The following is a 23264-nucleotide window of genomic DNA, read 5'->3' on the forward strand; positions in this document are numbered from 1 at the left end:
GAGACCCTGCGATGGCAAGCGATGACAACGGGAATGGCGCCTTCAGCGGCTTTGGCGCCGAATGGCAGCCTTCGAACCTCAGCCGCGACGAGGCACGCCGAGCGACCGACTGGGTCGAGGCAAAGATCGACAAACGCGCGCTTCTGACCAACAAAGAGCGCAAGGTCGATGTCCGTGACGAGATGTGGCAGCTTGAGAAGGAGGGCCAGATCAAGGTCCACCGGATCACCGAAGAGCAGCACCAGCCGATCATGGCCAAGACGCTCTATGGCTGGGACAAGAAGATCCCGACCAACAACCTGTGGCACCACAAGTCCTGCGGCCAGTGCGGCAACATCCCGGGGTATCCGTCCTCGGTGCTGTGGCTGATGAACAAGATGGAGCTGAACTACCTCGACGAGACCGACCAGACCTCTTGCACGGCGTGGAACTACCACGGCTCGGGCATCGGCAACGTCGTGTCGCTGGCGGCGGTGTTCTTGCGCAACTACCACCAGGCCTATGTCTCGGCCAAGGCCCAGGGCCTGCCCGAAGGCACCTATTACCCGCTGATCCACTGCGGCACCTCGTTCGGCAACTACAAGGAAATGCGTCATTTCCTGATCCACTCCGCCGAACTGCGCGAGGAAGTCACCAAGATCCTGGGCAAGCTGGGCCGCCTGGTGGACGGCAAGCTGCTGATCCCGGAAGAGCTGGTGCACTACTCGGAATGGCTGCATGTCATGCGCCACCGGCTGAAGAACTACCAGGAGATCGACGTCTCGAACATCCGCACCACGGTGCATCCGGCGTGCCATGTCTACAAGATGGTGCCCGAGGACGTGATCTACGACGACGACGTGATGGACGGCAACCGCGTGGCGGTGACCACGGGCCTGTTGCAGACGCTGGGCACCCAGGTGATCGACTATTCCACCTGGTACGATTGCTGCGGCTTCGGCTTCCGCCACATCATCGGCGAGCGCGAGTTCACCCGGTCCTTCGCCATCGACCGCAAGATCAAGGTCGCGGTGGAAGAGGCGAAATCGGACGTGATGATCGGCCATGACACCGGCTGCATCACCACGCTCGACAAGAACCAGTGGATCGGCCGCGCCGTCGACAAGGTCTACGAGTTGCCGGTGATGGCGGATTGCCAGTTCGCCGCGCTGGCGCTCGGCGCCCATCCCTACAAGCTGGCGCAGCTGCACTGGCATGCGTCGCCCTTCGAGAACCTGCTGGAGAAGATGGGGATCGACTGGGAGAAGAAGAAGGCCGAATTCGAGGCCTACCTGGAGGACGTCAAGGTCGGCAAGATCGAGACCCTCTACGACCCGAAGCGGGCCATCACCTCGGGCCCCGGCTATGAGAAACCCAAAGCACTTGCAGGAGCGGATAAGTGAGTGGACCCATCCTGATCGTCGGCGGGGGGCCTTCGGGCCTGTCCGCCGCCCATGCCGCAGCCAGCACCGGCCGCAAGGTTGTCCTCGTCGAGAAGGAAGACCGCCTTGGCGGCGCGCCGATCCTGTCGGGCTATGCCAAGCTGGTGCCGTCCCATGAATGGGCCAAGGACGCCATCGGCGCCATGGTCACCCGGGTCGAGCAGAACCCCAACGTCACCGTGCATCTGAACACCCATGTGCAGGAATTCGGCGGCGAGCCGGGCGCTTTCACCGCGACCCTGAAGGACGGCACCAAGATCGAGGCGGCCAGCACGATCCTGACCACCGGCTTCACCCATTTCGACAGCATCAACAAGCCGGAATGGGGCTTTGGCACCTACCCCGACGTGGTCACCACCACCCAGGTGGAACAGATGATCTCGTCCGGCAAGGGCGTGCGCTGCCCCTCGGACGGGCGCAAGCCGGACCGCGTGGCGATCCTGCTGTGCGTCGGCTCGCGTGACCGCCAGATCGGCCGCGAGTGGTGCTCGAAGATCTGCTGCACCGTGTCCGCGAACCTGGCGATGGAAATCCGCGAGGAACTGCCGGACTCGAACGTCTACATCTACTACATGGATATCCGGACCTTCGGCCTTTACGAGGGCGAGTTCTACTGGGGCTCCCAGGAAGAGTACAAGGTCAAGTACATCAAGGCCCGGATCGCCGAGGTCACCTCGGACGGCAAGCGCCTGCTGGTCAAGGGCGAGGACACGCTGGTCAAGCGTCCGATCTCGATCCCCTTCGATATGGTGGTGCACGCCGTCGGCATGGATCCGAACGTCGACAACATGACGATCAGTTCGGTCTTTGGGGTGAAGCTGAACAAATACGGCTACATCGACCGCCAGAACACCTACACCACCCTGTGCGAGACCTCGCGTCCGGGCGTGTTCGTGGCGGGTTCGGCGACCGGCCCGGAAACGATCGACGACTCGATCGCGCAGGGCTCGGCGGCGGCGATGGCGGCGCTCGGCTTCTCGGCGAAAGCGGTGGAAACGGCGGCTGAGTGATGTTCGGGCTGCGGCGCAAACAGGAAGCGGAATCGGCGCCCCCCGAGGCGCCGGTGCTGGATCTGTCCGGCCCGACCCTGCGCCGTGCGTTCGAACATCTGGTCGTCTCGGCCGAACCCACCGGCGGCGTCGAACGCTACGTCACCGCGCTGTCGCTCAAGGCCTCTCTTTTCGAGGAGATGCTGGGCAAGGGCCGCGTGGCGGAGCTGACCGAGATGGAGTTCCTCGACCTCGCCGCCTTCATCACGCCGGTGCGCCGCAAGGTCGGCACCTATATCGGCGAGAACGGGTTCGAGGCCCTGCGCGCGCGTCTGGAAAGCTTGCTGGCGGGCTGGTCCGACACCAAGACGGCCGATCGCCGGCTGGCCGATTTCGTCGCCCGCTTTCCCGATGACAAGGCGCATCGCTGGGTGCGCGATCTGGGGGCAGAGGTGATGCATTTCATCTCTCCCGACCGCTACCCGCTGATGTGCCGCTGGGTCTGGGACGCCAAGGTCAAGACCGGCGTCCTGCGCGAGATCTGGTTCGCCGACGATGTCGCCACCGCCAAGATCCCGGTGGCCGACGACTACCTTGCCTTCCGCACGCTCGCGGCCGAGATCGAAAGCTTTCTGACCGATCAGGGCGTGTTCCGCGACCTGCCCTTCTACACCGACCTGCTGATGTCCCACGTCTATGCAGATTACATCAACGACCGTGGCGGCAGCCTGATGCGCGCCGAATTCGCCACCTCTTCAGATCCGATGCTGCACACCCGCCGGATGCTGGGCCTCGACGCCGTCGATACCGAGACCGGACGCACGCGGCTGAAGCTGATCGACGGCACCGCCCATGTTCTTGGCACGCCCAAGGCCATCCCCCACCAGGAGAAGACCTGATGCCCATCCATGAGAAATCCCTGATCCGGCCCGAAAAGCTGGTCGAGCATGAAGAGCTTGTGATCGAGGGCATGGACGTCTCGGGCCACTGGTCGACCTTCATCGAAGGTCGCTCGGTGCCCGATTACAACGAGAACCTGCAAGAAGAGATCGCGGCCCTGCCCGGCGGTGAGAACATCCACCGCTGCTGGCAATGCGGGTCGTGCACCAATTCCTGCACCGTCAACGCGATCAACCCGGATTTCAACCCGCGCTACTGGATCTACCTGATCCGCATGGGCATGGAAGACGAACTGCTGCGCGACAAGGACATCATCTGGCAATGCGTGTCGTGCAACAAATGCACCTACGCCTGCCCGCGCGACGTCGTGCCCGAGGGTGTGATGAAGGCCACCTCGCATTGGCTGGAACTCAAGGGCCACACGCCGAAATCGCCGTCGATGATCTTCGACGAGGCGTTTTCCGAACAGGTCATCGGCCGCGGCAAGATCGAGGACGGCCTGGTGCTGCGCGAATTCTACAAGCGCACCGGCCAGCCGCTGGCCCAGCCCTGGCTGATCGCCATGGTCACCGGCTTGGTCAAGCGCTTCCCGGTCATCTACCTGATGAAGCTGGGCTTCGCGACGGTGTTCCGCCCCAAGACCCGGGGCTGGGCGCGCGCGCGGGACGCGATCAACGAATATGTCGAGGAACGGGAAGCCGCCAACCGCAAGGCATTGGGGCTTGGCAGCAAGGGAGCGAAGTGATGGCCGGAGACATGAAATACAAGAAGGTCGCCTATTACCCCGGCTGCGCGCTGGAAGGGTCGGGCCACGCCTACAACCGCTCGACCAAGGCGGTCGGCAAGGAACTGGGCCTTGATCTGGTCGAGATCAAGAACTGGAACTGCTGCGGCGCGATGGAGGTCAAGAACATCGACCCCAAGATCCAGACCTACCTGTCGGCGCGCAACCTCTCGATCACCGAGGAAATGGGCTTCGACACCGTGATGGCGCCCTGCAACGGCTGCTATCACAACCTCAAGAAGGCCGAATACGACCTGGATCACGACGAGACCTCGAAAGAGGTCAACAACCGGCTGTCGTCGAAGGCCGGGCACAAGACCTATGAGGCCGGCAAGGTCGAAACCATCCACGCGCTCGACTGGATCAAGAAGTCGATCGGCGAGGACGGCATCCGCGAGCGGGTGAAGAACTCGCTGCAGGGCATCAAGGTGGCCAACTACTACGGCTGCATGTACACCCGCCCGCGCCATATCTTCCCCGAGAAGGACCAGGGGCCGGGCAGCGAATCGACCTCGAAGCCGCATTACATGGACGACATCCTCGCCGCCGCCGGTGCCGAGAACGTCGATTTCCCGCTGAAGACGGCCTGCTGCGGCGGTGCGCATACGCTGTCGGACAGCGACACCTCGACCAAGCTGGTGCTGAACATCCTCACCGCCGCCGAGGCCTGCGGCGCCGATGTCGTGGCCACCGAATGCCCGACCTGCCACACCGGGCTGGAAATGCACCAGATCCGGGCCGAAAAGGTGCTTGGCAGAAAGACGAATATCAAGATACTTTATTTTACGCAGCTGTTGGGCATGGCCCTTGGCCTGTCGGCCAAGAAGGTCGGCGTGAACGAGAATTTCTCGGATGCCCGGTCGCTGCTGAAGGAAAAGGGGCTGGGATGAGCGCGGAACGCCTCACCATCGACGAGATCGAACAACGGGCGGACGCGATCATCGCGGCGCCCGACGAGGATCTGGCGCCCAGGGCCGAGGCCCTGGCGGCGGAACTTCTGTCGATGTCCGAGGTGATCCTGGAAACCTGGCTGGTGGCCAAGGGCCAGGTGCCCACGGACGACAAGCACGAAGGGTTTCGCCTGATCGCCCTGCACCGTCAGGCCGCGAAGGGCAATCCCAGCTTCAACGCCTGCCGGGAAACCTGCCGCGAGGCGGTCTATCATCACAACCTGATCCTTCACGACCCGGCGGCGGACGATATCGCCCGCACCATCCGCGTCGGCGCCATGGTCGTGCGTCACCTGGCCCTTTTCATCGGCGGCAAGCTGCAAGCCGATGGCCTGGGCGAATTCTGCTGCTCGTCCCGCCCGATCCGGCAGGCCGATGCCGCCAAAACTGAAACCGCTGGAGCGATGGAGGCCTGAATGCCTGTTGTGCGTGGCTGCAACCTACCCGATGAGCTTCTCTACGACGTGGAGAACAACCTTTGGTACCGCGACGAAGGCGACGGCACCTTCTCGGTCGGCATGACCATGATCGCGACCGGCATGGCCGGGCAGCTGGTGGCCTTTACCGCGAAGAAGGCCGGCAAGACGATCAAGGCCGGCAAGAGCTGCGCCACCGTCGAATCCGGCAAGTGGGTGGGCCCGGCGAAGCTTGGCTTCGAGGCCGAGATCGTCGCGGTGAACGACAATCTGGTCGCCACGCCGACACTGGCCAATACCGACACCTATGGCGAGGGCTGGATGGTCAAGGTCAAGCCGACCGACCCGTCCGAACTGGCCAGTCTGACCAAGGGCTCGGACGTCGCCGCACCTTACGAAGCGAAGATGGAAGCGGATTCTTTCGCGGGCTGCGAATAACCGGCGCGGAGCGGATCCGGCCGGGGGACCATTCAAGCGCCGGGCTATCCGGCAGGAGGAGACTATGCTCGACGATACCAATGCCAAGTCGATGACGATCATCGTCACGAAGGGCACCCTCGACTGGGCTTACCCGCCCTTCATCCTGGCCACCACGGCGGCGGCCATGGGGATCGAGACGACGATGTTCTTTACCTTCTACGGGCTTACGCTGCTCAAGAAGGATCTGAACCTCAAGATCAACCCGCTGGGCAATTCCGCGATGGAAATGCCCATGGGCGGCGGCCACATGGCCATGCCGAACATCGTGGCGGCGCTGCCGGGGATGACCTCGCTGACGACCAACATGATGAAGAACATGATGAAGAAGAAGGGCGTCGCCTCGATCGAGGAACTGCGCGAACTGGCGGTCGAGGCCGATGTCAACATGATCGCCTGCCAGATGACCATGGACCTTTTCGAATACAAGAAAGAGGACATGATCGAGGGGCCGACGCTCGGCGGTGCAGCAAGCTGGGTCGACGTCGCCGCCAAGAGCGACATCAACCTTTACATCTGAGACAGAAGAAGGAACGAACGACATGGCCGATCAGGTTCTTGACGCCAAGGGGCTGAACTGCCCACTGCCGATCCTGCGCGCGAAGAAGGCGCTGAAGGACATGGCAACCGGCGCGGTCTTGCAGATCGACGCGACCGACCCTGGCGCGGTGAAGGATTTCGAAGCCTTCTGCCGCACCACCGGCAACGAGATGATGGAGCACAGCGAGGCGAACGGCGTCTACACCTTCCTGATCAAGCACACCGCCTGATCCGGAACGCTCCGACATGATCCAAACGCGGCCTTTCGGGGCCGCGTTTTTCTTCCCTATTATCCACCAAAGAAAACTGGGAATTTACCAGAACTACCTGTCCGCTGCTTGCAGCGCGTCGAGCATGAGTTCGCTGGCGCAATTGATATGGCGCTCCAGCATCTGGCAGGCGGCAGGCGCATCCCTCTTCTTACACGTTTCGAGCAGATCGCGGTGTTCGTGGTGTGATCGCTCGGCATAATCCATTTCGACCGCCGCGATGTGGAAATACCTTTCCGAAAGGTCATTGAGCATTGCGATATGGGCGAGCAGTCGGGGCCGACCGCACGGAGCGAGCAGTGCAGCATGGAAGGCCGCGTTGAGGCGCGGAAAGGCTTCGATCCCCGCCAGTTCTGCCTCATCTTGAATCGCTTCGGCGACGCCGATCTGACGCTCGCTGATCTCGGGGATGGCGTGCTTCAGCGCCAGCGGCTCGGCCACCGCCCTCATCTCGTTGATCTCGCGAAGGCTGTCGGGGTCGAGCGGTGAAACCCGAGCGCTGCGGTTGACGGGGAGCACTACGAGGCCTTCACGCTCGAGCATCTTCAGCCCGTCGCGGATCGGCATCCTGCTGGTCTCGAAACGCCGGGCGAGCGCCTCCTGACGCAGCAGTGTCCCCGGGACAAGGTCGCCCCGGATGATCTCGTCGCGCAGCCGGCCCGCGACGGCTTCCGCAGTCTCGCCGATCCAGTCCCTGACCCTATGGACGGCTGTCGGCCATGACGGAAGGCAGTGGTTTTTCCATGTCGTCCGGACTCGAGGTCGGCGCCCTATTGCGCGCGCTTGCCGCGTCGAAACCCGGAGGACGGTTGTTGGAACTCGGGACCGGCACCGGTCTGGCGACGGCCTTCCTGTTGGACGGAATGGATGCCGCGGCGCGCCTTGTCAGCATCGACACTGATGCCTCTTGTCAGGCGATCGCCAGAAAAGGTCTTGGGGACGATGCCCGTGTCCGGTTCGAATGCGAGGACGCTGCGGTCTTCATCACGGGGCAAGAGGCCCGCAGCTTCGATCTTGTCTTCGCAGATGCCAGGCCGGGAAAATTCTCTCACTTGGACGAGACGCTCGACCTTATCGCACCCGGTGGACTCTATGTCGTGGACGACCTGCGGCCACATCCCTCCTGGCCCTTGGACCATCACACCAAGGTTGTGTCGCTTCTCGCATCCCTGCAGGTCAGATCGGACTGGGCCACCGTGTATCTTGATACGGGAACGGGCCTCATGATCGCGGTCAGGAACGGACAGGCCTGATGGCTACACCGATGGAGTCGCGTGATGAGAGGCGGAGCAAGTGGGCTCCCAACACGGTTCATGGCCAGCGAAGCCCCCACACGGGAGTGCGCCTCATTCCGCGACCCACGGCGCATCGGAGCAATCCGCGCATCTGATCGACGACCGGGATGGGCTTCCATACCGTCGTCGTTTCAGCGGATGCATGCCCCGAAGCCGACTTCCGGGTCCGGACCTTCATCGTCGGCTTACGGTGGTTCCAACGCCGCAGGATCTCATCGAGATACCGATGGAGGTGCTGTCTCACCAGCCGAGGGTAGACCCCGATCAGGGCACGTTGCACGACGGCATTCACGGCCTCCGCAGTGTTGATATGCGCCCCGGTCCTGCGGTCGGCATATTCGTGCTTGTTGCGCTGCACCGTCATGTGCCCGGCGAAGGCGGCGCCGATCTTCTTGTTGGGCGAGTTCTTGTCGGTGATCATCACCGAGTCCGGATCGATCCAGTCCTTGATAACTGGCCCCATCGTGCGCCCCTGGGCATTCGGGACGAGGAAGGCACGCGCCTGACCATTTCGGGCGGCGGCAACCAGGACAATCGGCTTCCCGGTGCCGCGGCCCCGCTTGTTCTTAACCCCGTGCTCGAACTTCGGCTTGCCTCCGACGAAGGCCTCATCGACATCGACGATGCCCGACAACCGACCGGCAATCCCCTCGCGGTCGTCCATCAGCTCCCGGATCGCGTGGCCGAGCTTCCACGCCGTTTTCTGATTCACTCCAAGGATGCGCGCCATGACGACGGATGAAATCCCCTTGGAGGAAGTCAGCACGAAGAACATGGTGGCGATCCAGATGCGGAGGTCGAGCTTCGTCGTGTGGAGCGGCGCCTTCGTGGTGACGGTGAACTGCCGCCGACACTCCTTCTCGGCGCACTGGCAGAGACCGGCGCGCGTGGAGTCGCCCCGAAGCCGTGTCGAGCCCAAGCTGCCGCAATGCGGGCAGAAACGGTCCCCGGCCCAGATGGCCTGCTCGAGGAAGATCCGGGCCTGGCGCTCGGTCGGCATCTTCTTCCAGAGATCACGCACGGACTTGAGTTCGGTGATCATGATCGAGCCTAGTCTTGGGGAACCCATAGATTGGCTCTTTGCTGAAAAGGCGAAGCGACTACGTGATGGCCGTCGTTGGGCGCCGATGTGGCAACCTGTATTGGGCGTGCCGGAGAAGCCGCTTTGTTTCGTGGATAATGGCGTTTTTCTTTTGCGTGACGGCGCGCGCCCTCTTCCGCGGGGTTGACTGCTTGTTTCCAATGTACCAAAATAACATCATGGGCGACAAGATCGAACGCATTCAGACCGGGGCGCGCATCGAGAAGCGGTTGCTGAAGGTGCTGAAGGGGACCGCCGAGTACCTCAACATCTCGCTCGGCGACCTGATCGAGGCGATCGCGCTGCACAGTTTCGAGAACAAGCCTCCCTTCTCGGACGAGACCCTGAAGAAGATTGCCCAGCTCAAGGCCGTCTACGACCTCGACTGGAGCGCCGAGGACAGCCACAAATTCGCGGAGGACGAGACATGACACAGGCGAGCGGTCCGTCCGGGATCACGCAGGCCTTCGAGGCGGGAAGCGTCGATGCAGCCGCCTTTCACCATGAGCAGCATGTCCGCGTGGCCTTCGATCTGCTGCGCAAATACGATTTCATCGACGCGGCGGCGACCTACGCCAAGGGCCTGCGCGCCATCGCCGCCTCGGCCGGCGCGCCGGAGAAGTTCAACCTGACCATCACCTATGCCTTCCTGAGCCTGATCGCGGAACGGCTGGCGGCCTCGCCCGACGCGACGTTCGAGGCCTTCGTCTCCCAAAACCCGGAGCTTCTGTCGAAGCACCTGCTAGAGCAATGGTACGGCCGCGAGCGCCTGCGCGGCCCCCTGGCCCGCAGCGTGTTCCTGCTGCCCCAAGGTGCCTGACGAGCCGGCGGCGCGCGCGGCGGGCTCCGGGCGCCCGCCCCTTGCACCTTTCCCCGCCCGCCGCCAAAGTACCGCGCAGACGGCACAGGAAAGGCGCCCCCCATGACAAACCTCACCGACCTCGGCGCCGTCGCGCTGTCGCGGATGATCGCGCGGGGCGAGACCTCCTCCGAAGAGGTGATGGCAGCCACCCTCGACCGGATCGCGGCGCTGAACCCCGACCTGACCGCGATCGTCAGCCTGCGCGACCGCGACACGTTGATGGCCGAGGCCCGCGCCGCCGACGCCGCCCCGCGCCGGGGCTGGCTGCACGGGCTGCCGCTGGCGGTGAAGGATCTGCAGGCGGTGGCGGGGATCCGCAGCACCTGGGGTTCTCCGATCTTCGCCGATTTGGTGCCCCGCGCCGACGACATGCTGCCCCGCCGCCTGCGCGCCGCCGGCGCCATCCTGATCGGCAAGACCAACGTGCCGGAATTCGGTCTGGGATCCCACAGCCGCAACCCGGTGTTTGGCACCACCGCGAACCCCTATGACAGCACGCGCACCGCCGGCGGCTCGTCTGGCGGCGCGGCGGCGGCGCTGGCGGCGCGGCTGCTGCCGGTCGCGGACGGCTCGGACATGATGGGCTCTTTGCGCAACCCCGCGGCCTATTGCAACGTCTATGGGATGCGGCCCTCCTATGGCCTCGTGCCGCACGATCCGGTGGGCGACACCTTCCTGCATCCGCTGTCCACCGACGGGCCGATGGCGCGCAACATCGAGGATCTGGCCGCCCTGCTGGAAACCCTGTCGCAGCCCGACCCACGCCTGCCCCACAGTCTACCGCCCGAACCCTATGCCGAGGCGCTCGACACCGACCCGCGCGGCCTGCGCATCGGCTGGCTGGGCGATTGGGGCGGCGCCTATACGATGGAGCCGGGGATCCTGGACCTGTGCGAAGCCGCGCTGCGGGACTTCGCCGGGATGGGCTGCGAGGTCACCCCCCTGCCCCCGCCCTTCCCGGCCGAGAAGCTGTGGCAAAGCTGGACCACCCTGCGCAGCTGGGCCGTGGCCGCGCGGCAGGCGATCCACCATGCCGACCCGGCGCGCCGAAAGCTGCTGAAGCCCGAGGCCATATGGGAAATCGAGCGCGGCCTGGGCTTCAGCGCGATGGAGGTCCACCGCGCCAGCGTGATCCGTTCGGAATGGTTCGCCGCCGCCGCCGCGCTGTTTGAGGACTACGACGCGCTGGTGCTGCCCTCGGCCCAGGTCTGGCCGTTCGACAAGACGCTGGACTGGCCGCACATGATCGGCGAGCGGCAGATGGACAGCTATCACCGCTGGATGGAGGTCGTCGTGCCAGTCAGCCTGATCGGATTGCCGGCGATCTCGGTCCCCGCGGGCGTCAGTGCGCAGGGCCTGCCGATGGGGATGCAACTGATCGGCCGCCGCGGCGGCGATCGCGGGCTGCTGCGCCTGGCCCAGGCCTGGCACCGCGCCACCGACTGGCCAGGCCGCCGCCCGCCGCCGCCGCTCTGACCCGGGCGCTCTGACCTGGGCGCTCTGGCCCCGGGCGCGCTTGCCCGCGGCACCCGCCCCGCTACAACCAATACAGACAGGAGGAGACATCATGGCGAAAACCGCGATCATCGAGGCCTTCGGCGGGCCCGAACAATTCAAGCTGGTCGATCGGCCCGTGGGCGATCCCGGCCCTGGCGAGATCCGCATCCGGCACGAGGCCCTGGGCCTCAACTTTATCGACGTCTACCAGCGCACCGGGCTATACCCGAACGCGCTGCCCCTGGCGCTGGGGATGGAGGCCGCGGGCGTCGTCACCGAGGTGGGCGACGGCGTGGCCCATCTGAAGGCCGGCGACCGCGCCGCCTATGCCGCGGGCCCGCCCGGAGCCTACACCGAAGAACGGGTGATGCCGGCCGCGCAGGTCTGCCCGTTGCCCGACGCGATCTCGTTCGAGGAGGGCGCGGCGATGATGCTGAAGGGCATGACGGTGGTTTATCTGTTCGAGCGCACCGTGCCGCTAAAGGCTGGCGACTGGGTGCTGTTCCATGCCGCGGCGGGGGGGGTAGGGCTGATCGCCTGCCAATGGGCACGCGCCAAGGGCATCCACCTGATCGGCACCGCGGGCTCGGACGAGAAATGCGCGCTGGCGAAGGAACACGGCGCCGAGCATGTGATCAACTACCGGAGCGAGGATTTCGAGGCACGGGTGAAGGAAATAACCGACCAGCGCGGCGTCGACGTGGTGATGGATTCGGTCGGCAAGGACACGTTCGAGGGCTCGCTCAAATGCCTGCGGCCGCTAGGGACGATGATCTCCTTCGGCAATGCCTCGGGTCCGGTGCCGCCGTTCGAACTGGGCCGCCTGGGCGCGCTTGGCTCGCTCAAGATCACCCGGCCCACGCTTTTCACCCATATCGCCAAGCACGAGGATTGCCAGGCGATGGCGCAGGAGCTGTTCGCCATGGTGACCTCGGGCAAGGTGAAGATCCGCGTCGACCAGCGCTTCGCGCTGGACCAGGTGGCCGAGGCGCACCGCGCGCTGGAAGCCCGCAAGACCGTGGGGGGCACGGTGCTGCTGCCCTGAGGCCTGGCGACCTTGCAGAACAGCGCGCCGGGGGTTTCACACCCCCGGACCCCCGTGGAGTATTTCTTGCCAAGATGAAGGAAAAAGACCTCAATGGCCTTCATCTTGGCTCCAATACTCCGGGGGTGCAGGGGGCAGCGCCCCCGCCCGCGGGGTTTCAGCGCAAACCATCCTCGCCCTTCACCTCGGCCACCGTGAGGCCGCCCATCCGGTCGTGCACTCGCCCGCCGCGCGCCATCGCGAGCGCAAAGAGGATCTCGCCTGCCCTGGGGCCATCGTGCAGGCCCACCTCGATCGCGTCGAAATGGCTGCGCACATAGGCTGCGTTGATATGGCCAAGCGGCACGTCGAGCCGTGCGCCCATGCCGCCCACCTTCATCGCCGAGGGCACGATGGCGCGGCTTTCGCCCAGCCGTGCGCGCATCGCATAGCCGCCCGGGACGTGCCAGAGCGCGCCATGTTCGATCTCGCCGCCCTCGCCCACGATGGCGCCCTTGCCGTAGCTGTCGATGCCGCCGCGCCCGCCCATCGCGGCGATCAGCCGTTCGGTCATCATCAGGCCAAGTGGCTTGAGGCGTTCCATCGCCGGCTGCAGGTCGGGCTCGTAGCGGCCGGCGAAGGGGTTCTTCACCAGCGCGAGGATGGCGCCACGCAGGCGCGGGGAGGCGGCTTCGGGGCCGCCCTCGTGATGGATTTCCTCAAGGAGGATCATCGTCTTGCGAAGGGCGAAATCAGTCATGGGCAAGCTCCGGTTCGGGGGTGGGCACCGCGCCGGCGGTACGGGTAAGGCCGTTGAGCGACAGAAGCGCGGCGCCGATCAGGCCGCGGGCGTGATAGCGACGGGCGGCGGCAAGGCCACGGTCCAGCGCATGGGCGCTTTCCGCGGCCGAGAGCGGGCCGACATCGACCGTGACCAGGCGCGGCCCAAGGTCGCTGTCGGGCGCCAGGTCGCAAGCCGGTCGGCGTATGATTGAAGGGTGGCCGGGCAGGTTGACGGCATTGGCGATCATCGTGGCCGCCGCATCGGCCTCGGCTGCGCTGCGGGCGATCACCGTGACCGCGTCGGCGATGCCCAGCGAATGGCTGCGCCCGCGCCAGCCCGAGGTGGCAAGCCCGCGGAAGGGCTGGTCCGCCGTTAGCCTCAGCCCGGCAGGCGCCCCGGCGATCGCGGCCGTCAAGCTTTGCCCCGGCGCAAGATGAAAGGCGATATCGCCGCCGTTGTTCACATGCGCCTTGGTCAGGCCGGGCGCATCGGCCATCGCGGCCAGTACCGCATCCGCCACCGCCCCCGCGACCGCCGCCATCGGGGTGATGAATTCGGCCGCATAGGGTGCGACGGCCGCCGCCATCCGCCGCGCGACCGGTCCTTCCGGGGTTCGCGGCGCGGGGCTGCGCAGCACCGGCAATTCGGTCACGAGTTCCTCCAGCAATCCGGAAAATCGATCTGTCGCGAGGGTATAGGCGGCCTTTCTCGTGTCGGCATCGGCCCAAAGTATCAGGTCGATCGGACCGTGGTGAAGGTGCAGCCGCGCCCCGTCCGGCAGGTAAGAGGCCTCTATGCCCATCAGCGCACCGGCCCCAGCGCGCGCCATTCCGCGCCGTATTCGCCGCCCTCCTCCAGCACCGAGCGCAAGCTGCGGATCGCGTCCTCATGCCCGCCCAGCGCGACATATTCCGCGCGGTTCATGGTGAATTCAAGCGGCGCCACCAGCGCCGGCGTGGGGACATAGCCGAAGGCGTTTTCCGGCATCTTCAGCACGTCGACAAGGAAGGTGATGCCCCCGCCCGGCCAGACCCAGGCGGGCGCGCCGCCACAGCTGACCTGGGCGCGCCCCGACTGCACCGCCCGGGTCAGCCGCACCGGGTTTCGCGTCGCCCCCGAGCGCAAGCTGCCCCCAGCGCCGCCGGTGAACATCACCGTGCAAAGCGCGGGCTCGCAATTCTCGGCAATCAGGTCCACCGAAGGCCGCAACGCCGCAGGCAGTGGCCGCGCGATCGGGGTCAGATCCTCGTCGAGCACATAGAAGGCCGCGTGTTCCCCGGTGGTCGAAACCATCAGCAAGCTCAGCCCCGGCCGCGCCCCCTTCTTCGGGTTCCACGGGCCCAGGATCGTCAGCGGATCCTCGATATCGGTGCCGCCCCAGCCCAGCCCCGGCCCCGCCACCTGAAAATAGCGCCCGGGCGTCGAGCGGCGGCCCTTGATCTTGATCCCGGTATCCGGCCAGCCCAGCACCTTGCCCGCCTGATGTTCGCTGACGACGCCGGTGATGTGGTCGTCGACCACCACCACCTCGTCCACCAGCCCGTGCCATTGCGCGGCGAACATCCCGATCGTGGCCGAGCCGCAGCCGACCCGCATGCGTTCCTCGCGGCTGCCATCCACGATCGGCGGCTGGCCGGCCTGAACCACGACCCCCGCGCCCCCGTCGATGGTCAGTTCCACCGCCGCGCGGTTGCAAAGCTTCATCAGCGTGTCACAGGTGACGCGGCCCTCCGCCTTCGACCCCCCCGTCAGATGATCGACGCCGCCAAGCGACAGCATCTGAGAGCCGTATTCCGACGTGGCAACCAGCCCCACCGCCTCGCCATCGGCGCGCACAACCGCGCCTTCGCCGCCCAGGTGCCGGTCGGTGTCGATCTTCACCTTGACGCCGCAATAGGAATAGATCGCCTCGGTCACCACGGTCACGACATCGACGCCCTCGATCTCGCGGCTGACGATGAAGGGGGCGGGCTTGTAGTCGGGATAGGTCGTGCCCGCGCCGACCGCGCTGACAAAAACATCGGCATCCGACAGGGTGCCATTCCAATCGGCCTTCAGGAAGGGACGGATCTGTGCGCCCGCCGCTAGCCGGCGGTCAAGCACGGTGGCCGGGTCGCAACGCACGATGCGGCCGCCTTCGTTGGCATAGCGGTCGCAGGCCCCCGCGCGGCCCTCGGCGATATAGCACATCACCGGACAGGCGTCGCAGCGGATCTTTTCGGCACGCACGCGCCCGCCCGGCAGGGTGCCGTCCGAGGTGTCGGCACGCGTGTCATGATCGTGATCGGTCATCTCGGGCCCCCAAATTCCTTTGGAAGGAATTTGGCAAAACTCTTCAGAAGAGTTTTGCCCGCGTTCATCGCCCCGCCTCCCGGATCGCGGCCCGCACCCGATGCGGCAGCGCCGGGATATGGGTGATCCGCACGCCCGAGGCGTCGCGGATGGCGTTCAGGATCGCCGGCGCCGTGGGGATCAGCACATGCTCGCCCAGCCCCTTGGCGCCCATCGGGCCCTCGGGGTCGGGCACCTCGATGAAGATCGCCTCGACCTCGGGCATGTCGCCGGTGGTGGGGATCAGGTAATCGTGCAGGTTCTCGGTGCGGCCCGGAACATATTCCTCCATCAGCGCCATTCCCAGGCCCTGGGCGATGCCGCCCTCGATCTGGCCACGCGCCAGCAGCGGGTTCACCACCCGACCCAGATCATGCGCCGCGGTGATCCGCGCGACCTTGACCGTGCCAAGCGCCAGATCCACCTCTACCTCGGCCAGATGCGCGCCGTAGCCATAGACGGCATAGGGCGCGCCCTGTCCGTTCCCGTCCAGGGCCACGGTGGGCGGGTCATAGGTCTCCTCGGCCATCAGTACATAGCCGTGGCCCGCCTCGGGCAGGTCCGCCAGGGCGATTTCGGCGCAGCCCTGCGCGTCGGTTACTACCACCTTGCCCGGGCCAAGGCCGATCCGCGCCTCCGCCGCCCGGTTGGTGCGCGCCAGGATCTGCGCCCGCAGCGCCTGCCCCGCCAGCAGCGCCGCCTTCCCCGTCACCACCGTCTGACGCGAAGCCGAGGTCTTGCCGCAATCCGGCGTCAGCGCGGTATCCGGCCCGATCAGCGCGATGTCTTCCACCGCCGCGCCCAGCGCATCGGCAAAGATCTGGGCGATCACCGTATTTGCGCCCTGGCCGATATCCGTGGCGCCCTGATGCAGCCGCAACCCGCCCTCGCGCGTGATCCCCGCCCGCACCGTCGAGGGATTTGGAAGCGCGGTATTTCCGCAGCCATACCAGCAACTTGCCACCCCAATCCCGCGCTTGACGCCCGAATGCGCGGCATTGAATTCGGCCGCATCCGCCTGGGCCGCCCGCCAGCGCGGCCGCAGCGCATCCAGGCAGGCGCCGATGCCCACGCCGCGCATCACCTGCCCGCAGACAGAGGCCTCGCCCTCCTCCAGCGCATTCAGGCGGCGGAAGGCCAGCCGGTCCATCCCCAGCGCCTCGGCCAGGTCGTCATAGGCCACTTCCTGCGCCACCGCCGCCTGCGGCACGCCAAAGCCCCGAAATGCCCCGGCCACGGGCCCGTTGGTATGCATCGCCACCGTTTCGGCGCGGTAGTTCGGCGTGCGGTAGGGACCCGAGGCATGCACCGGCACCCGGTTCGCCACAGTCGGGCCCCAGCTGGCATAGGCGCCTGTGTCGAACGTGCCGTCGAATTCCATCCCGCAGATGCGGCCCTGCGCATCCGCGCCGATCCGCGCGCGCATATGGGCCGGGTGGCGCTTGGTGGTCGATTGCATCGATTCGGATCGGCTATAGACCATCCGGCAGGGCCGCCCGGTCTTCAACGCGGCAAGCCCGATCAGTGGTTGCAACGAAAGGTCAAGCTTCGATCCGAACCCGCCGCCCGCCGCCGAGGGGATGATCCGCACCTTTTCCGGCGCCAGCCCCAGCACCTTCGCCACCCCGTCGCGGTCCATCACCGGCGCCTGGGTGCAGGCCTGGATCGCCAAAATATCGCCCTCCAGCCAGGCGACACCCGCCTCGGGCTCGATATAGGCGTGCTCGACGAACGAGGTCCGCGCCTCCACCTCCGCCACATGCGCCGCGCCGGCAAGGCCCGCCGCCGCGTCGCCCTGCACCACCCGGCCCCGGATCAGCACATTGTCGGCGCGCCCCGCCTGCACGGGCCGCGCGCCAAGCGCCGTGTCGGGGTTCATCACCGGCTCGATTTCCTCCCAGTCCACCGGAAAATCGACCAGATCGAGCGCCGCCATCACGCCGGCCTCACCCACGACGATCGCCACGGCCTCGCCGCGAAGCCGCACCTCCCGTTCCGCCAGCGCGGGCTGATCAGCGAAGGGGGGAATGACGCCAAAGCGGTTCTCGCCCGGAAGATCGGCGGCGGTGAAGACTTGCACGCCGCGCGCGCCCGACCAGGCGTCGAGATCGCCAAAGCCGAACCGCGCCGCGAAATGCGGCGAACGCACCGCCCGCACGACCAGCGCGTCCTGGGGCCAGTGATCGGCGCCGAAAACCTCGGTTCCATCGACCTTGGGCACGCCGTCGAGCCGCTCGATCGCCGCGCCCACGGCCTGCCCCGCCGCCGGACGCGGCCCGGCAAGCGCGCGGCCCGCATCGCAGACCGCCGCGATGATCCGACCGTAGCCGGTGCAGCGGCACAGAACCCCGCCCAGCGCTTCGCGCGCCTGATCCTCGGTAGGTTCCGGCACTTCGGACAAAAGCGCCGTCGCCGCCATCAGCATCCCCGGCGTGCAGATCCCGCATTGCGCCGCGCCATGGCGCAAAAAGGCCGTCTGCAAGGCATCCAGCGCCGCGCCGCGCAGCCCCTCGACGGTGCGGATCTCGTGCCCTTCGGCCTGGGCCATCGGCGTCAGGCAGGCGCAGACCGGGGCACCGTCAAGCAAGACCGTGCAGGCGCCGCAATCGCCCGCGTCGCAACCAACCTTGATGCCGCGCAGCCCCAGGTCCTCGCGCAGAAGGTCGCTTAGGCGCCGGGCCGGATCGGCGGCGACGGGAAAGCTCTGGCCGTTGACGCGCAGACGGGTCATCGTGCTTTCCCGGTTCATCGCATGTCCCCCTTCGCAAAACCCTGAATGGTCAGATCCGACAGCGCCCGGCGCAGCAATTCCACCGCCGCCTCGATCCGGTATTCCGCGCCGCCGCGCACGTCGCCTATGGGCGACAGCGCAGGGGCCACCAGCGCCGCGCTGACCTGTGCGGCGGCCGCGTCGGGGGCAAGGCCCAGCAGCGCGGCCTCCTGCGCGGGCAGGCGTGTCGCGACCGGGCCACAGGCGCCCACCGACAGCGCTGCCGTGGCGATGCGGCCGCCCGCCAGTTCCAGCCGCGCCGCGACCATCGCGATCGAGATCACCAGATAGCGCCGCGCCCCCAGCTTGCGAAACGCCCCCCGCCCGCGCGCGGCCCGCGCCGGCACATGCAGCGCGACCAGCACCTCGCCCGGGTCAAGCGCGGTACGGCGCGCGCCGGTGATGAAGGTGGCCAGCGGCAACCGCCTGTCACCGCGGGCCGAGGCCAGTTCGACCTCGGCCTCCAGCGTCAGCAGGCAGGGCACGCCATCGGCGGCGGGCGAGGCGTTGCACAGATTGCCACCCAGCGTACCCGCGTTCTGGATCTGGACCGATCCGACCTCGCGCGCGGCGGCCTTCAGCCCATCGAAGGCGGGCGGCAGCGGCGTGCGCAACAATTCCGACCAGCGCGTCGCCGCGCCCAGGCGCCAGCCCTCGCCGGTCTCGGAAATGCCGCGCAGCTCCGCCACCCGGGTCAGATCGACCACCGATCCCGACAGCGCGGCACGCGGCGTCGCAGGGAACAGATCGGTGCAGCCGGCCGCCGCCACCGCGCCGCCAGAGGCCAGAAGGCGCAGCGCATCGGGCAGGGTTTCGGGCCGGTGATAGGGGGCCATGGGTCGTTCCCCGAAGCTTATTGTTCGTACACAAACATAGACCTGTGCCCCCCGGCGCTGTCAATGGTTTGTGTCCCTGGAAAGGCGCTGGAAGCGGGTCGCGGCGCCGATGGTCCGATTTCGGGCTTGCGGAGGGTGCGCCGAACCGAAAGGATCGGGGCAGGATGGAAAGCGACACGACAGAATACATACTTGACCGGCAGGTGGGGTTCTTGCTGCGCCGCGCCACGCAGCGACATCTGGCTATATTTGCGACCCAGATCCCCGACCTGACGCCGACCCAGTTCGCCGCGCTGGCGAAACTGTGCGAGGCCGGCCCCGAATCACAGAACGCGCTGGGGCGGCAGACGGCGATGGACGCCGCGACGATCAAGGGCGTGATAGACCGGCTGCGCGCCAAGGGGCTGGTCACGGCCGGACGCGATCCGGGCGATCAGCGCCGCATCACTCTGGCCGCCTCGTCACAGGGCCGCGCCCTTTACGAAGCGCGCGTGGCCCAGGCGCAGGCGGTCACGCGCGACACCCTGGCCCCGCTGACCGAATCCGAACGCGATTGTTTCCTCGCGCTTCTGGCCAAGCTCACCTAAGCCCGCACCGGATAGCGCCGCCGGCAAACCGGTCGGCCGGGGCCTTCGGCGTCGCGGCCACGCACGGTCTGCGCATCACGGCGCCGGGGGTTTCACACCCCCGCCACCTGCCGGGTCATTTCCCGCAGCAAGACGCAAAGGCCGCCTTCCACCTTCATCGTTCTTCAAATACGCTCGCAGAGCCGGGGCCGCGCCCCTGCCTTTGGTCGCGATATCGGGGCTCTTGCATCTTACCTTCGGGCCGGCCGGTCCTTGCCCCGGCAAAGCCCCCTTCCCCCCGATCGGCAATACCGCGGCTGTCAGCCCCGCGCCTCGCGGATCAGTGTCAGGATGTTCTTCGCCGCTTCGGGGATGTTGGTTCCGGGCCCGAAGATCGCCTTGACCCCATGGTCATGGAGATATTGATAATCCTGCTGCGGGATCACGCCGCCGCAGATCACCAGGATATCGCCCGCCCCCGCTTCCTTCAAAGCCTCGACCAGCTTCGGCGCCAGCGTCTTGTGCCCCGCGGCCTGCGAAGAAATCCCCACGACATGCACGTCGTTGTCGATCGCATCCTGGGCGGCCTCTTCCGGGGTCTGGAACAAGGGCCCCACATCGACATCGAAGCCGATATCGGCGAAGGCCGTGGCGATCACCTTTGCGCCGCGGTCGTGGCCGTCCTGGCCCATCTTCACCACCAGCATCCGCGGACGGCGGCCCTCTTCCTCGGCGAAGGCCTCCACATCCTTCTGGATCGCGGCAAAGCCCGCGTCGCCCTCATAGGCCGAGCCATAGACTCCGGCCAGCGTCTTCACCTCGGCCCGGTGACGGCCGAACACCTTTTCCATCGCCATCGAAATCTCTCCCACGCTGGCGCGCGCCCGCGCCGCCTCGACCGCCGCCTCCAGAAGGTTGCCGCCCCCGTTCGCTGGGTTGCCCGCGCGGCGGGTCAGTTCGTCCAGCGCCGCCTGACAGGCGGCCTCGTCGCGGGTCGCGCGGACCCGCGCAAGCCGCGCCACCTGGGCCTCGCGCACCTTGACGTTGTCGACATCAAGAATGTCGATCGGATCCTCGCGGTCCTTGCGGTACTTGTTGACGCCGACGATCACCTCTTCGCCGCGGTCGATCATCGCCTGGCGCCGCGCCGCGGTCTCTTCGATGCGCAGCTTCGGCATGCCCGAGGCCACCGCCTTGGTCATGCCGCCCATCGCCTCGACCTCCTCGATCAGCGCCCAGGCCTTTTCGGCCAGTTCCGCCGTCAGGCTTTCGACGTAATAGGAACCGGCCAGCGGATCGACGACATTGGTAATGCCGGTCTCTTCTTGCAAGATCAGCTGGGTGTTGCGCGCGATCCGGGCCGAGAATTCGGTGGGCAACGCGATCGCCTCGTCCAGCGCATTGGTGTGCAGCGATTGCGTGCCCCCCAGCGCCGCCGCCATAGCCTCATACGCCGTGCGGATGATATTGTTGTAGGGGTCCTGCTCCTGCAGGCTGACGCCCGAGGTCTGGCAATGGGTGCGCAGCATCAGGCTGCCGGGCTTCTTCGCGCCGAATTCCGACATGATCCGGTGCCACAAAAGGCGCGCGGCCCGCAGCTTGGCGGCCTCCATGAAGAAGTTCATCCCGATCGCGAAGAAGAACGACAGCCGCCCTGCGAACTTGTCCACATCCATGCCGGCCTTGATCGCGGTGCGCACATATTCGCGCCCGTCGGCCAGGGTATAGGCAAGCTCTTGCACCAGGTTCGCGCCCGCCTCCTGCATGTGGTAGCCGGAAATCGAGATCGAGTTGAACTTCGGCATCTCGTTGGCGGTGTATTCGATGATGTCCGCGATGATCCGCATCGAGGGCTCGGGCGGATAGATATAGGTGTTGCGGACCATGAACTCCTTGAGGATGTCGTTCTGGATGGTCCCCGACAGGACCGCGCGGTTCACGCCCTGCTCTTCCCCGGTGACGATGAAGTTCGCCAACACCGGGATCACCGCGCCGTTCATGGTCATCGAGACGCTGACCTGGTCGAGCGGGATGCCGTCGAAAAGGATCTTCATGTCCTCGACGCTGTCGATCGCGACGCCCGCCTTGCCGACATCGCCCACGACGCGCGGATGGTCGCTGTCATAGCCGCGGTGGGTGGCCAGATCGAAGGCCACCGACACGCCCTGCTGCCCGGCGGCCAGCGCGCGGCGGTAGAAGGCGTTCGATTCCTCGGCCGTGGAAAAGCCCGCATATTGGCGGATCGTCCAGGGCCGGCCGGCATACATGGTGGCGCGCGGGCCGCGGGTGAAGGGGCCAAGGCCCGGCAGCCCCCCCATATGCGCCAGACCGTCGGTATCGGCCTGGGTGTAAAGCGGCTTGACGTCGATGCCCTCCAGCGTGTGCCAGGTCAGGTCCTGCAGCGGGCGACCGCGCAGCTCCTTCTCGGCCAGGGCCTTCCAATCGTTCATCCTGTCGCTCATCTTGCGTCCCTTTCGTCCACTGGCCAGGCCATCCCGCGCGCGGCCGCGGCGTCGAGTTCGCTTCCGGCGTCGTCCCCGGGCGCCGCGGGCGGTGGGCTGGCAATCAGCTGCGCGCCGGCATGGCCGTCGGCCATCTCGGCCAGATCCTCGGCATAGCGGTGGGCGAAGCCCCGGCGCTGCAGCGCGGTGAATTCCTGATCCTGCGTGTCGGTCGCCTGCGTGCGGGCGGCGCGCAGGCTGGCAAGCGCGGCTTCCAGTTCGGCCCCCTTCAGCCCCGGCGTGTCGCGGCGCAGGTCATGGATCAGCGCGGCATCCCCGGCCTGAGGCGCGGCATTGATGCGCCGCGCGGGCACGGTCAGCGCGGGCGCCTCGGTCGGATAGCCGGTCAGCCGCGCCGCGACCGCGGGCAGCGCCGTGCCCAGCGCCTCTTGCGGCCAGACCAGCAGCTCGGCCTCGGGAAAGACGGTGGCGATATCGGTGACCAGATCGCACCACCCCCGCTTCTGTGCCGTCAGGGCCGAACGCAGCAGGGAAAATTCGGCCAGGTCGTGGCGCGGCAGGCTGTAGCGATAGGCCGAGATCCAGTAATCGGCATAGGAGCGGATGCCCAGCCCGATGCGCCGCGGCGCGGCGGGCAAGAGCGCCGCATAGGCCCGCAGACGCGCCGCGGCGCGCGGGTAGAAGGCCCCGCGGCGCAGGTTCGCAGCCATATGGCCCAGCATGTTTTCCTCGGACAGAAGCACGCCGCGCATCCCCTGCTCGGCCGCGCCCTGCCATTGGGCCGCAAGTCGCGCGCGCAATCCTTCCAGCGCCTTGCTTGCGGCAGGCTTGCGCGCCGCGCGCCGGGTCAGCGCGAAAGCGTCGTTGAAGGCGGGATCGCGGCGCAGCTCGGCCTGCGGCCAGAAGGTCAGCCCTGCCTCACCCAGCGCGCCCTCATTGCGCGCCAGCACCCGTTCCAGCGCGGTCGAGCCGGTCCGGTGCGCGCCAAGAAGCAGGACCAGATCCATCGC

Annotated in this window: 24 protein-coding genes; 15 read left to right on the plus strand and 9 right to left on the minus strand. The window is 66.7% G+C overall.

What is annotated here, in order from left to right; genetic code table 11:
- Positions 1–11: 11 nt before the first annotated feature.
- From BLV97_RS02450 to BLV97_RS02490, 9 genes are all read left to right on the plus strand, one after another.
- Positions 12–1382, plus strand: coding sequence for a heterodisulfide reductase-related iron-sulfur binding cluster (locus BLV97_RS02450; RefSeq protein WP_035841162.1), 1371 nt, complete (start codon positions 12–14; stop codon positions 1380–1382).
- A complete protein-coding gene (locus tag BLV97_RS02455; protein ID WP_081824997.1) occupies positions 1379–2431 on the plus strand; it encodes a CoB--CoM heterodisulfide reductase iron-sulfur subunit A family protein in 1053 nt (350 codons plus the stop codon). The genes BLV97_RS02450 and BLV97_RS02455 overlap by 4 nt, the downstream gene beginning before the upstream one ends.
- Positions 2431–3309 carry a hypothetical protein gene (locus BLV97_RS02460; RefSeq protein ID WP_035841164.1) on the plus strand — a complete coding sequence of 293 codons (879 nt, stop codon included), beginning with the start codon at positions 2431–2433 and terminating at the stop codon, positions 3307–3309. The genes BLV97_RS02455 and BLV97_RS02460 overlap by 1 nt, the downstream gene beginning before the upstream one ends.
- Positions 3309–4055 (plus strand): 4Fe-4S dicluster domain-containing protein, encoded by a 747-nt coding sequence (locus tag BLV97_RS02465; RefSeq protein WP_035841166.1) that lies wholly within the window; start codon positions 3309–3311, stop codon positions 4053–4055. Before BLV97_RS02460 ends, BLV97_RS02465 begins: the two co-directional genes overlap by 1 nt.
- Complete coding sequence (locus BLV97_RS02470) at positions 4055–4984, plus strand: CoB--CoM heterodisulfide reductase iron-sulfur subunit B family protein (RefSeq protein WP_244520945.1); 930 nt, start codon at positions 4055–4057, stop codon at positions 4982–4984. The genes BLV97_RS02465 and BLV97_RS02470 overlap by 1 nt, the downstream gene beginning before the upstream one ends.
- On the plus strand, positions 4981–5460 hold the full coding sequence (locus BLV97_RS02475; protein ID WP_035841169.1) for a hypothetical protein: 480 nt from the start codon (positions 4981–4983) through the stop codon (positions 5458–5460). The genes BLV97_RS02470 and BLV97_RS02475 overlap by 4 nt, the downstream gene beginning before the upstream one ends.
- Entirely contained in the window at positions 5461–5898 is a 438-nt protein-coding gene (locus BLV97_RS02480) for a biotin/lipoyl attachment domain-containing protein (protein WP_035841171.1), read from the plus strand. It abuts the gene before it with no gap.
- Positions 5899–5962: 64 nt separating this feature from the next.
- A complete protein-coding gene (gene dsrE2 / locus BLV97_RS02485) occupies positions 5963–6457 on the plus strand; it encodes a sulfur carrier protein DsrE2 (RefSeq protein ID WP_035841172.1) in 495 nt (164 codons plus the stop codon).
- 22 nt (positions 6458–6479) lie between these two features.
- Positions 6480–6707, plus strand: a complete 228-nt coding sequence (locus BLV97_RS02490) for a sulfurtransferase TusA family protein (protein ID WP_035841174.1) — start codon at positions 6480–6482, stop codon at positions 6705–6707.
- 93 nt (positions 6708–6800) lie between these two features.
- Here BLV97_RS02490 and BLV97_RS02495 read toward each other — a convergent pair whose 3' ends face one another.
- Positions 6801–7520, minus strand: a complete 720-nt coding sequence (locus tag BLV97_RS02495; RefSeq protein WP_321196578.1) for a GntR family transcriptional regulator — start codon at positions 7518–7520, stop codon at positions 6801–6803.
- Between BLV97_RS02495 and BLV97_RS02500 the strand changes: the two genes are divergently transcribed.
- The gene (locus BLV97_RS02500; protein WP_051645980.1) at positions 7466–7999 is read left to right on the plus strand and encodes an O-methyltransferase; all 534 of its coding nucleotides are present in this window, start codon (positions 7466–7468) and stop codon (positions 7997–7999) included. The genes BLV97_RS02495 and BLV97_RS02500 overlap by 55 nt on opposite strands.
- A gap of 58 nt (positions 8000–8057) precedes the next feature.
- Here the strand turns inward: BLV97_RS02500 and BLV97_RS02505 are convergent, their stop codons facing one another.
- On the minus strand, positions 8058–9083 hold the full coding sequence (locus BLV97_RS02505) for an IS1595 family transposase (protein WP_035841222.1): 1026 nt from the start codon (positions 9081–9083) through the stop codon (positions 8058–8060).
- Between the two features lie 218 nt (positions 9084–9301).
- Between BLV97_RS02505 and BLV97_RS02510 the strand changes: the two genes are divergently transcribed.
- From BLV97_RS02510 to BLV97_RS02525, 4 genes are all read left to right on the plus strand, one after another.
- Positions 9302–9553, plus strand: coding sequence for a hypothetical protein (locus tag BLV97_RS02510; RefSeq protein ID WP_092163946.1), 252 nt, complete (start codon positions 9302–9304; stop codon positions 9551–9553).
- A complete protein-coding gene (locus tag BLV97_RS02515) occupies positions 9550–9942 on the plus strand; it encodes a hypothetical protein (protein ID WP_035841176.1) in 393 nt (130 codons plus the stop codon). Before BLV97_RS02510 ends, BLV97_RS02515 begins: the two co-directional genes overlap by 4 nt.
- 102 nt (positions 9943–10044) lie before the next feature.
- Positions 10045–11460 carry an amidase gene (locus BLV97_RS02520; RefSeq protein ID WP_035841178.1) on the plus strand — a complete coding sequence of 472 codons (1416 nt, stop codon included), beginning with the start codon at positions 10045–10047 and terminating at the stop codon, positions 11458–11460.
- A 91-nt stretch (positions 11461–11551) separates the two neighbouring features.
- Positions 11552–12526, plus strand: a complete 975-nt coding sequence (locus BLV97_RS02525) for a quinone oxidoreductase family protein (RefSeq protein ID WP_035841179.1) — start codon at positions 11552–11554, stop codon at positions 12524–12526.
- Positions 12527–12683: 157 nt separating this feature from the next.
- Here BLV97_RS02525 and BLV97_RS02530 read toward each other — a convergent pair whose 3' ends face one another.
- The 5 genes from BLV97_RS02530 to BLV97_RS02550 all read right to left on the minus strand — a co-directional run bounded on the left by BLV97_RS02530 (position 12684) and on the right by BLV97_RS02550 (position 19226).
- Positions 12684–13265, minus strand: a complete 582-nt coding sequence (locus BLV97_RS02530) for an amino acid synthesis family protein (protein WP_035841181.1) — start codon at positions 13263–13265, stop codon at positions 12684–12686.
- The gene (locus tag BLV97_RS02535; protein ID WP_244520946.1) at positions 13258–14118 is read right to left on the minus strand and encodes a UPF0280 family protein; all 861 of its coding nucleotides are present in this window, start codon (positions 14116–14118) and stop codon (positions 13258–13260) included. Before BLV97_RS02535 ends, BLV97_RS02530 begins: the two co-directional genes overlap by 8 nt.
- On the minus strand, positions 14091–15479 hold the full coding sequence (locus BLV97_RS02540; protein WP_244520954.1) for a 6-hydroxynicotinate reductase: 1389 nt from the start codon (positions 15477–15479) through the stop codon (positions 14091–14093). The genes BLV97_RS02535 and BLV97_RS02540 overlap by 28 nt, the downstream gene beginning before the upstream one ends.
- A 166-nt stretch (positions 15480–15645) precedes the next feature.
- Positions 15646–18351 (minus strand): molybdopterin-dependent oxidoreductase, encoded by a 2706-nt coding sequence (locus tag BLV97_RS02545; RefSeq protein WP_176992625.1) that lies wholly within the window; start codon positions 18349–18351, stop codon positions 15646–15648.
- Between the two features lie 14 nt (positions 18352–18365).
- The gene (locus BLV97_RS02550) at positions 18366–19226 is read right to left on the minus strand and encodes an FAD binding domain-containing protein (RefSeq protein WP_035841185.1); all 861 of its coding nucleotides are present in this window, start codon (positions 19224–19226) and stop codon (positions 18366–18368) included.
- A gap of 164 nt (positions 19227–19390) precedes the next feature.
- On the opposite strand from BLV97_RS02550, the gene BLV97_RS02555 reads away from it, so the two are divergent.
- Entirely contained in the window at positions 19391–19813 is a 423-nt protein-coding gene (locus BLV97_RS02555) for a MarR family winged helix-turn-helix transcriptional regulator (RefSeq protein ID WP_035841188.1), read from the plus strand.
- 299 nt (positions 19814–20112) lie between these two features.
- Here BLV97_RS02555 and scpA read toward each other — a convergent pair whose 3' ends face one another.
- Both scpA and BLV97_RS02565 read right to left on the minus strand, forming a co-directional pair.
- A complete protein-coding gene (gene scpA, locus BLV97_RS02560; RefSeq protein WP_035841190.1) occupies positions 20113–22254 on the minus strand; it encodes a methylmalonyl-CoA mutase in 2142 nt (713 codons plus the stop codon).
- On the minus strand, positions 22251–23261 hold the full coding sequence (locus BLV97_RS02565; RefSeq protein WP_035841192.1) for a hypothetical protein: 1011 nt from the start codon (positions 23259–23261) through the stop codon (positions 22251–22253). The genes scpA and BLV97_RS02565 overlap by 4 nt, the downstream gene beginning before the upstream one ends.
- Between the last annotated feature and the right edge of the window lie 3 nt (positions 23262–23264).

Origin of the sequence: Allgaiera indica (genome assembly GCF_900106675.1) — a bacterium.
Lineage (GTDB): Bacteria > Pseudomonadota > Alphaproteobacteria > Rhodobacterales > Rhodobacteraceae > Acidimangrovimonas > Acidimangrovimonas indica.

Bases quoted from the DNA above. Each gene is read 5' to 3' on its own strand.
- scpA (WP_035841190.1), bottom strand. From the start codon at position 22,254: ATGAGCGACAGGATGAACGATTGGAAGGCCCTGGCCGAGAAGGAGCTG.
- BLV97_RS02465 (WP_035841166.1), top strand. From the start codon at position 3,309: ATGCCCATCCATGAGAAATCCCTGATCCGGCCCGAAAAGCTGGTCGAG.
- BLV97_RS02550 (WP_035841185.1), bottom strand. From the start codon at position 19,226: ATGGCCCCCTATCACCGGCCCGAAACCCTGCCCGATGCGCTGCGCCTT.
- dsrE2 (WP_035841172.1), top strand. From the start codon at position 5,963: ATGCTCGACGATACCAATGCCAAGTCGATGACGATCATCGTCACGAAG.
- BLV97_RS02555 (WP_035841188.1), top strand. From the start codon at position 19,391: ATGGAAAGCGACACGACAGAATACATACTTGACCGGCAGGTGGGGTTC.
- BLV97_RS02525 (WP_035841179.1), top strand. From the start codon at position 11,552: ATGGCGAAAACCGCGATCATCGAGGCCTTCGGCGGGCCCGAACAATTC.
- BLV97_RS02545 (WP_176992625.1), bottom strand. From the start codon at position 18,351: ATGACCCGTCTGCGCGTCAACGGCCAGAGCTTTCCCGTCGCCGCCGAT.
- BLV97_RS02460 (WP_035841164.1), top strand. From the start codon at position 2,431: ATGTTCGGGCTGCGGCGCAAACAGGAAGCGGAATCGGCGCCCCCCGAG.
- BLV97_RS02475 (WP_035841169.1), top strand. From the start codon at position 4,981: ATGAGCGCGGAACGCCTCACCATCGACGAGATCGAACAACGGGCGGAC.
- BLV97_RS02530 (WP_035841181.1), bottom strand. From the start codon at position 13,265: ATGACTGATTTCGCCCTTCGCAAGACGATGATCCTCCTTGAGGAAATC.
- BLV97_RS02500 (WP_051645980.1), top strand. From the start codon at position 7,466: ATGACGGAAGGCAGTGGTTTTTCCATGTCGTCCGGACTCGAGGTCGGC.
- BLV97_RS02515 (WP_035841176.1), top strand. From the start codon at position 9,550: ATGACACAGGCGAGCGGTCCGTCCGGGATCACGCAGGCCTTCGAGGCG.
- BLV97_RS02535 (WP_244520946.1), bottom strand. From the start codon at position 14,118: ATGGCGCGCGCTGGGGCCGGTGCGCTGATGGGCATAGAGGCCTCTTAC.
- BLV97_RS02565 (WP_035841192.1), bottom strand. From the start codon at position 23,261: ATGGATCTGGTCCTGCTTCTTGGCGCGCACCGGACCGGCTCGACCGCG.
- BLV97_RS02540 (WP_244520954.1), bottom strand. From the start codon at position 15,479: ATGTGCTATATCGCCGAGGGCCGCGCGGGGGCCTGCGACCGCTATGCC.
- BLV97_RS02520 (WP_035841178.1), top strand. From the start codon at position 10,045: ATGACAAACCTCACCGACCTCGGCGCCGTCGCGCTGTCGCGGATGATC.
- BLV97_RS02510 (WP_092163946.1), top strand. From the start codon at position 9,302: ATGGGCGACAAGATCGAACGCATTCAGACCGGGGCGCGCATCGAGAAG.
- BLV97_RS02490 (WP_035841174.1), top strand. From the start codon at position 6,480: ATGGCCGATCAGGTTCTTGACGCCAAGGGGCTGAACTGCCCACTGCCG.
- BLV97_RS02480 (WP_035841171.1), top strand. From the start codon at position 5,461: ATGCCTGTTGTGCGTGGCTGCAACCTACCCGATGAGCTTCTCTACGAC.
- BLV97_RS02450 (WP_035841162.1), top strand. From the start codon at position 12: ATGGCAAGCGATGACAACGGGAATGGCGCCTTCAGCGGCTTTGGCGCC.
- BLV97_RS02470 (WP_244520945.1), top strand. From the start codon at position 4,055: ATGGCCGGAGACATGAAATACAAGAAGGTCGCCTATTACCCCGGCTGC.
- BLV97_RS02505 (WP_035841222.1), bottom strand. From the start codon at position 9,083: ATGATCACCGAACTCAAGTCCGTGCGTGATCTCTGGAAGAAGATGCCG.